This is a genomic window from Nocardia carnea (genome assembly GCF_029868325.1).
In the GTDB taxonomy this organism is placed as follows: domain Bacteria; phylum Actinomycetota; class Actinomycetes; order Mycobacteriales; family Mycobacteriaceae; genus Nocardia; species Nocardia carnea_C.
Genome location: NZ_JARWNW010000104.1, coordinates 78,015 through 84,225, shown reverse-complemented (window position 1 = coordinate 84,225; position 6,211 = coordinate 78,015). Strand labels below are relative to the sequence as shown.

Below are 6,211 nucleotides of genomic sequence, written 5' to 3'. Positions count from 1 at the left end.
AATCGGGCCCGCTGACAGCATCGAGCATGGCTGCGGTATCGCGGACGGATCGAGAGATGACACCGTGTGTGGCCGATCCGTGTAGAAGTTCGGCACGGTCGGGGGGGGGGGGGGGGGGGGGCGGCCGGGGGGGGGGGGGGGGGCGCCCGCCCGGGGGGGGGGGGGGGGCCGACCCAGAGGCAGCCGGGGCCGAAGTAGGCGTGGCGGCGGGCACGGGGGCCGGGGCGGCAGCGGCGGCGGTGTGTGCGTTGGCGCGGTAGCGGCGTGGCGAAGCCGAGGTGCGGTCGGCGTGCCCGGCGGCGGTCAGGGCCTCGAGCGCGTTACCGACAGCCCCGGACGAACGCGCGAGGGTTTTCGCGATCTCACGCGGTGACAGCTCATCGCCCGGATTGTTTGCCAGCGCACCGGCCACCATGCGGCGCAATTCACCATTGCCCAAACGAGCACCAGTTGCGGGGGCAGAGGTCGCGTTGTTTGCCATTTCATCTCCTGAAAGTTCAATCCCATTTCACGCACCACAGCGCGGATCGTGGCATACGTGTAGCGAGGCCACCAATAGGATTTGCGGAATTTTCCCGGCAAATTCCGGGAACGACTCGACGTTAGCTCGACCCACAGCGTGCCCACAACCCGAAAAGGCAGAAATAATTACGGAATTTCGCCTCGGTCACGCGAACTCGACCGCGCAAGACAGGAAAGAAATGCGCGCAGCGCCGGGGCCGGCCGCGCCGACGCTTCAAACGATAACGCCGATTCAAGCCAAACAGAAGAATAAGAAATGAAAAGAAATGAAGATACGGGGAGGACAAGGGAGGATGAGAGGCGACCGTCAGCAGAAGGGCAGCCGGAAAGATGCAGATACATGCAACGCCGGAGCATGTCTATACAGCCTTGTGTATAGACAATCCCGGGTGACATCCGACCGGATATATGGGCCCCTACCTGCACTTTCGACGGGGTACGGTGGGTCGGTTTGATTACCTCACCGAATAGGGCACGGAACCTCACCACCGAACAGTGCACGGATTATTTTTCATCGAGCCACCCACCCGATCGGACCACCGCCCCGGACCTGGAGCCGAATCGTCACCGCAAATCATTCTCCATTAATCTCATTTCCGACTATATTCACAGAATGTGCAGCACCTCATTTCGCGCATTCCGCGACCCTACCAATTCAATCTACCCAATGATCGGTATTCACTGAATTCGGAATGGCCAGGGTTGACTCGTCTCTATTTCGCGGTGCGGCGGAGTTGTTCGAGGAGCTGCCTGGTTTCAGGGCTCGGGGTTTGGCCTATTTCGGCGAGTGTGCGGGTGAGGAGTGAGTAGGTGCGAGCGAGTGCGGCGTATTCGCCGAGGCGGGCGTGCAGGCGGAGAATGTCTTGCCACACAGTTTCGTTGTAGGGGTCGCTTTCGGCGGTTGTCTCAAGCAGGCCCAGGGTGGCACGTGGGTCGTTTTCTGTGTTGCGGGTGGCCAGCCAGCTCAATGCGTTGAGGGCGTTGCGTCGTGCCGATTCGCGTAGCGCTTCCACCCAGGAATCGGTGAGGTCGCTGGCCAGTTCGCTAGTGGCCAGCTCCGCGATTCGGCGGGCAGCGGCGGCCTGCTCGGTGTCGCTGCTTGCGCGGCGGCGTTCGGCGACGGCGGCGTTGAAGTCCCAGTAATCGACCCGGAGGGACGTGTCGGACAGGCGGTAGTGCGTCCGGTCGTCGGTAAGCAGCCCGGTGATCTGTCCACCGGTGGCGGTGCTGAGGGAAGTGCGTAGCCGGCTCAGAGTGTTGGTGAGCGCGCTGGTGCCCCGCTCGGGTGGGCGTTCGCCCCACAGCATGTCGATCAACTGGGTCCGCGACAGCCCTTCCGGGTGCAGGGCGAGCACGGTCAGCAGCTCACGGATACGGGGCTGCAATTGCGCGGTGACCTCCACCGTCTCCGCAGTACCGCGCGCATGCCAGAGGATTCGTGTCGGCCCGAATATCCGCAATGTCAGGGCAGGCGCAGCCTCCAGTGGTGCCGGAACCGGTGGGGAGTCCGCGGGCTCGGTGTTGGGGCCGGGTTCGGCTGTGCCGGGGCGTTCGTCCTCGACAGGCTGGCCAGCATCCTCGCCCCCGCCATCAGCGGATGGTTCTGGGCCCGAAGGCGGTGTAGCAGGTTCCGTGACCGCAGGCTCGGGTGTGCGGGGGGTAGGTGTGGGCGCAGGCGGCTGTTCGAGGCGATAGATCGTTGGTGGGGCGCTCTGGTGGCGGGTTCGGCTGTTGCGGCGGGCGGTGCCCCTGGCGGGTGGTTCTGCGGGCCGGTCACGGTGGGTGGGGGTGCGGAGCTGGATGTTCAAGTCCGTGGCGATATCTCGGGCTGCAGGGAGCAGGTGCGGGCGACGGCGCGGCGGCCGGGTGCCGTGCAGCATCGCCTCGGCACTCGCCCGGCTGTCGGGCAGGGCGCCCAGTAGCGGGAGCCCGAGGGAAGTGGCGAACTCGCCGCGAGCCTCGGCACCAACGAGCACGACCCCCCGGCGGCGGCTGTTGTGGGTGAGTACGCGGATCCGGCGGGCGGCCGAATCAGGGTCCCAGTGATCGGCGCGCACAACGACCAGGCAGGCGTCGGCAGCGGCCAGCACCTGGTCGAGGTCCGAATCCGGCTCGTGGAAACCGCAGTCGGCGAACACGGTAACCCCGAAATTGCGCCAGCTCGGAGACGGACCGGCCAGCAGCTCAGCGGTGAATACGGCGCGGTCGGGGTCGCGGTGGGGTGGCGCGGCCAGCAGCGCCTCCCCGACGGGCAGGAACTGCACGTGCCGGGACAGGCTATCCGGGTCGATCGGCTCACCGGGGGTGACCGTGCGGGCCAGACTCGCCAACCCGAGATACGGGTCGACGCCGGCCATGTCGGCGAGCTGCCCGCCTGTGAGGTCGGCTTCCACGATCAGAGCGGGCTCCGGGCCCGGCCAGGTGTGGGCGAGAGCGAGAGTGGTTGTGGTGGTCCCGGCGCGTGGGCTCAGGCCCGCTACCGCGATCAGTAGCGGCGCCAGCGCGCCGGTCCTCATCCTTGCCTCTGGATGTTGCTGATCAGCAGGGCACCGCCTTGGCCGGGGCGAGTGTTGACAACTTGGAGGTAATCGACGCGTTGCCGGTCGGCGCGCAGCTCGACGACGTGCACGTTCGCGGTGGTCGACGAGATCGGGGTGATCGCCACACAATGCGTGGTGCCGCGCGGGATCGACATGATGCCCGCGGCAAGCCCTTCGAAGGCGATCCCGGATTCGGGCGCCAGCAGCCGCATCGCGGCTTCGGCATCGCGGCTCAGGTAGTAGGCGGCCTGGAATGAGGCGATCACGCCGGGCACGGTGGTGGGGTCACCGGCGCGGTCGGTGACCACCGTGCCCGACAACCCAGTGCACGCGTCCTCGGGCGCGGGCTCCGCACTCGGCGGTGCCGTCGTGGTGACCGCTTCCTCACCCGCGTCACCGGAATCGACCGACACCGCCACCACACCGATCAGGATCGCGACAACAGCGGCCAGCACCGCCCACGCCCTGGCCGGTAGCCGATGCCGCACCGTGGCCCACCATGACCGGTAGCCGCCCGTGTCGGCGGTATCGGGAGTCCGCGGCAGCGCGCCCAGCCAACGATCCTCTGATGGTTCAGGGTCCGGGTCGAGGTCTGTAGGCAGATCGAGGCCGGGCACGGCGTGCAGCGTGGAGGCGGGTCGTGACTCGTCAAGCCATACCCAGGAGTCTTCATCATCGGGTGACCTGTCGGGGTACCTCATTCATCTCGCCTCGTCGAGGGTTGATTGCGGGTTGGTGGGATGCTCCGGGCCTGCCCGCACCCCGTAGGTGGGGTTGGGGGTGCGGGCAGGGTTCCCCGGAGGGGTCAGGGGCGGCTCGTGCGTTCGTCCTCGGTGTGCACCTGAAGGGGCGAGGTCGCCGGCCGGCTGCTGATGTGGTCGGCGAGCCGGGCCAGCACATGGTGGATGGCCTGCTGCGCGGTCGAACGGTGGTCCGCGTCGTACTCGCGCCAGCTCACCGCGGTGCCGCGTTGCCGGTAGGCGATGAGCGTGCGCCGGCCGGCGTGCACGGGCACCAGGGTGTCGAGCTCGCCGTGATACAGGTGCAGCGGAGCCGCCGGCGTGACGTGGGCGAGGGTTTCCAGGGCGAGTACCCGCCGCCACCAGGGATCGTTCCAGGGATCAGGGCGCCGACACCAATGCGCCAGCGGATGGGAGAACTGTTGCAGCAGCTGGACACCGGTGAGGTTCTGGGCTTCGGCTGCGGCGATCCCGCCGGCCTCGGTGAGCACGTGACGCAGGGGAAGCTGGTCGTAGGCGCGGGCAAGCCCGATCAGCGCGGCCAGACCCAGTCCTGCGGTCGCGCCCTGGCCGATTGCCGGAGCTACGGCGGCGAGGTCGGAGGCGACAGCGCCGGCGGCGACCCCGCGAAGGTCCACCTCGGGGGCGTACCACGGCTGCAGTTCCCCGGCCGCGGCGGCGACGCGCCCGCCGTCGGCGTATCCCCAGACCACCACCGGCGCGACAGGCAGTTCCAGGTTCGCGCCCCGGTAGACGGCGCGGGCGAGATCGAGCACGAGTCTGGCGCCGGTACGTGCGGCGAGGAAGGTGTGGGGCCCGGGTCCGACGCCGAGCCCGTGACCATCGGCGATGGCCACCGCCCACCCCCGCTCCAGAGCCGCTTCGATCGGGGCGGTGTCGGGTTCGCTGCCTGTCGCCAGGAGTTGCGAGGGCGCGCACATCCCACCGAGGCCGTGGAAGGGTGGGCAGTACAGCAGGATCGCGGTCTCGCCGGGCTCGGGCATCGTCTCGGGGATCAGTACGATCGCCGAGGCCGCGATGAGCTGGGAGCGGGAATTGCTGGAGACGTAGACGATCTGCCACGCGTCGGCCGCCCCGTCGAGTTGCGGAGTGAATACCGGGCGGGTGCGCATGATATCGCCGGGCCGCAGCCCTTCACGCAGGTTCGGTGTCTGATAGAAGTCGATGATGTTCACGGCTGGCTCCCTGCGAGGTCGTGGGCGAGTGCGGTCATCCACGCCGCACCGGTGGCGAGCAGCCCGGCGGCGGCGTAGCCGGTATGGCGGGCGGGGATGTCGGTGTAGCGAAGCCACACCCTGGGGTCGAGAAGGTCGGCGTTGTCGGTGACCAGCTGCGCCCACGCCGCCGACAACTGCGCGGCGAGGCAAGGCAACTGGCTGATCGGATCTCCGGCGACCACCGTGGTGATCTGCGCCCACCGGCCCGCCGCGGCGGCCGTCTCGTCGGGGCCGGGAGGCGGGTTGCGGGGGTCGGCAGCGTCGGTGAGGCGCTGAGCCAGAGTCGCGGCGGGCACGTAGTCCACTGACCGAGGACCGATCTGGAAGTCGGCGTTGACCACGGTGGTCCAGGTGTCGCCGAGTACTCCGGACAGCAGCGACTGGATCGAGCCGAGCGCGGCGATCGGGTCGCGCAGGTCGGCCTGGGCCGCGATCTGGGCGGCTACCTGCAACAGTGCGGCGCGATCAGGTGCTGAGCAACTCAAATCACCTTCGACGCAGATGTCGGCGACCCGGCCGGTCAGCACACCGTAGTCGACGGCGGAGGTGGTAGCGATCCCTCCACCGGGGGCGGGCGGGGCGGTGAATACCACTTGCGATACGGCCGCACCGTTGGTGCCGGGGGCCGGGTCCGGTGCCAGTTGGCCGGGGCGGCCGGGGATCACCGGCGAACCGGGGCTCCGTTCGGGATCGGAGTACAGCGCGACTGCCGCGACCCGATCGGCAGCCACCGGCCCCTGTCCGGCTCCGACGGTCCGCGCGAACTGCGAGACCACCTGTGCGCCTTGGGAGTATCCGACGACGGCTAGGGCGGTGCCGGGGCACGCTGTGGCGATCTGCCCAGCGGTGTCGGTAAGGGCAGCCACACCGGCACCCACCGAGCGCGTGTAGGGGTCGGTGCCGCCTCCGGTGCCGACCGCTCCCCCGAACGCGGCCGGATAGGGAATATAGGTGCGCGCCACGAGCTCCGGTGCGGCGGCCACCACCGGGCCGAGCAGGTGGCCGAGCATCCCGGTGTCGGCGGTCTCGGAAGCGCCGGGCGAGGACTCGCCGGTGCCCTGCACCCCGAGAACCCACAACACCGGGCACCCCTGGCCAGCTAGGGGAGGTTCCGCCGCACTCGAAACCGGCAGACACAGGCCACTAGCAACCGCGGCCAGGACAGCTGCGG

General features: G+C 68.7%; 5 protein-coding genes. All 5 read right to left on the bottom strand.

Annotation, left to right across the window (positions count from 1 at the left end):
• Positions 1–415: MarR family transcriptional regulator (locus QH196_RS32340; protein ID WP_348538053.1), on the bottom strand; the 415-nt coding region annotated here is incomplete at its 3' end.
• Positions 416–1,235: 820 nt separating this feature from the next.
• Positions 1,236–3,038: a BTAD domain-containing putative transcriptional regulator gene (locus QH196_RS07285; RefSeq protein ID WP_280414981.1), complete on the bottom strand. Its 1,803-nt coding sequence runs from the start codon at positions 3,036–3,038 to the stop codon at positions 1,236–1,238.
• Positions 3,035–3,679: a hypothetical protein gene (locus QH196_RS07280; RefSeq protein WP_280414980.1), complete on the bottom strand. Its 645-nt coding sequence runs from the start codon at positions 3,677–3,679 to the stop codon at positions 3,035–3,037. Before QH196_RS07280 ends, QH196_RS07285 begins: the two co-directional genes overlap by 4 nt.
• Before the next feature lie 188 nt (positions 3,680–3,867).
• Positions 3,868–4,998 carry a lipase family protein gene (locus QH196_RS07275; RefSeq protein ID WP_280414979.1) on the bottom strand — a complete coding sequence of 377 codons (1,131 nt, stop codon included), beginning with the start codon at positions 4,996–4,998 and terminating at the stop codon, positions 3,868–3,870.
• The gene (locus QH196_RS07270) at positions 4,995–6,122 is read right to left on the bottom strand and encodes a cutinase family protein (protein ID WP_280414978.1); all 1,128 of its coding nucleotides are present in this window, start codon (positions 6,120–6,122) and stop codon (positions 4,995–4,997) included. The genes QH196_RS07275 and QH196_RS07270 overlap by 4 nt, the downstream gene beginning before the upstream one ends.
• Positions 6,123–6,211 lie beyond the last annotated feature (89 nt).